At 74.9% G+C, this 1,730-nt stretch carries 3 protein-coding genes; 1 reads left to right on the forward strand and 2 read right to left on the reverse strand.

The genetic code is table 11. The features are described 5' to 3' along the window. Both HGA02_RS18500 and HGA02_RS18505 read right to left on the reverse strand, forming a co-directional pair. Window positions 1-1,017 (reverse strand): RNA polymerase sigma factor (locus HGA02_RS18500; RefSeq protein WP_168680779.1); only part of this gene is annotated, 1,017 nt, incomplete at its 3' end. Window positions 1,018-1,047: 30 nt separating this feature from the next. Next, window positions 1,048-1,479, reverse strand: coding sequence for a YciI family protein (locus HGA02_RS18505; protein ID WP_162353653.1), 432 nt, complete (start codon window positions 1,477-1,479; stop codon window positions 1,048-1,050). Here HGA02_RS18505 and HGA02_RS20580 point away from each other — a divergent pair. Continuing rightward, window positions 1,478-1,730, forward strand: a 253-nt coding sequence (locus tag HGA02_RS20580; protein WP_210728796.1) for a hypothetical protein, incomplete at its 3' end; no start/stop codon positions are given. The genes HGA02_RS18505 and HGA02_RS20580 overlap by 2 nt on opposite strands.

A 1,730-nucleotide genomic window follows, 5' to 3' on the forward strand; every position in this document is an offset into this window, starting at 1 on the left:
CACGGCGACGGCGCGGTTGAGGTCGACGACGGGCGACGGCGCGAGCTGGGCCAGCGCGTCGTACAGCGCGACGACCGCCTCCCAGTCGGTGTCCTCGAACCGCGCGGCGCGGCTGTGGCACGCGGCGATCGCGGCCTGCAGCGTGTACGGGCCGAGCGGCCGGCCGAGCGTCGTCGCGCGGTCGAGCGCCGCGAGCCCGTGCATGACGAGCGTGCGGTCCCAGCGTGTGCGGTCCTGATCGGCGAGCAGCACCGGCTCGCCCGACGCGTCCGTGCGCGCGTCGAACCGCGACGCCTGGAGCTCCATCAGGGCGACGAGCCCGTGCACCTCGGGCTCGCGCGGCAGCAGGCCGGTGAGCGCCCGGCCCAGCCGCATCGCCTCCGCAGCCAGGTCCCGCCGCACCCACGTGTCGCCGCTGGTCGCGGAGTGCCCCTCCGTGAAGACGAGGTAGACGACCTCCAGCACCGACGCGAGGCGCGACGGCAGCTCGTCGGCCTGCGGCACCTCGAACGGCACGTGCGCCTCGGCGAGCGTGCGCTTCGCGCGGGAGATCCGCTGCCCGATCGTCGGCGACGGGACCAGGAACGCACGCGCGACCTCGTCGGTCGTGAGCCCGCAGAACAACCGCAGCGTGAGCGCGACCCGCGACTCGCGGGGCAGGACCGGGTGGCACGTGAGGAGCACGAGCGCGAGCAGGTCGTCGTCGACCGGCCGGTCCACGACCGCGTCGGCGCCGGGCTCGTGCCGCCCGTCCACGGCCGCGAGCGCGTACTTCGCGTCCCGCGTCTGCTCGCGCCGGATCACGTCGACCGCGCGCCGCCGCGCCGCCGTCATGAGCCACGCGCCCGGCCGGTCCGGGACGCCGTCGCGCGGCCACTGCTCGAGCGCCTGGACGAACGCGTCCTGCGCGAGCTCCTCCGCGAGCCCGACGTCCCGGACCAGCCGGGTCAGCGAGGCGACGAGCCGCGGCGACTCGATGCGCCAGACGGCCTCGACCGTGCGCCGCGGGTCGGTCATCGTCGCGTCCCGTCGCCTCGCCGCCCGGCGTCAGCCGTGCTGCGCCTTGATCTGCTCGGCGAGCTTCTCCTCCGCCGCCGCGACCTCCGGCGTGTAGGCGTCGCCGAAGTCCTCGATCGACGCGATCGGACGGATCTCCAGGACCGCGCGCGGGCCGGACTGGTTCGCGGGGCAGCGCTTGGCCCACTCGACGGCCTCCTCGAGCGAGGACACCTCCCAGATCCAGTAGCCCGCGATGAGCTCCTTCGCCTCGACGAACGGGCCGTCGACGACCGACGTCGTCCCGCCCTCGAACACGACGCGCGCGCCGCGCGCGCTCGGCAGCAGCCCCTCGCCGCCGAGCATGATCCCCGCCTGGACCAGCTCCTCGTTGTAGCGGCCCATCTGCTCGAACATCTCGGTGGTCGGCTCGATCTTCGCCTCGTCGGCGCCCGCACCCTCGATCATCACCAGGACCTTCATGACCGTCCTCCTCCTCGTGGTGGTCCGCCCGACGCTAGTGCCGGAGCGGCTCTCACTCCCCTCGTCGAACGGCCCGGACGTTCTTCGACACGCCTTCCCGACGAGTTTCCGGACGGGTCTGCCGAGGCCACCGCACGACCCCGAGGAGGGCGCCGACGGCGAGGCCCAGCCCGTGGCCGTCGAGCGCGACGGTGAGCGCGACGGCGACAACGGCCGCGAGCGTCGCGGCGGCCGGGAGCGCGAGCCGGCCG

This window comes from Cellulomonas septica, from assembly GCF_012396155.1.
Taxonomy (GTDB): domain Bacteria; phylum Actinomycetota; class Actinomycetes; order Actinomycetales; family Cellulomonadaceae; genus Cellulomonas; species Cellulomonas septica.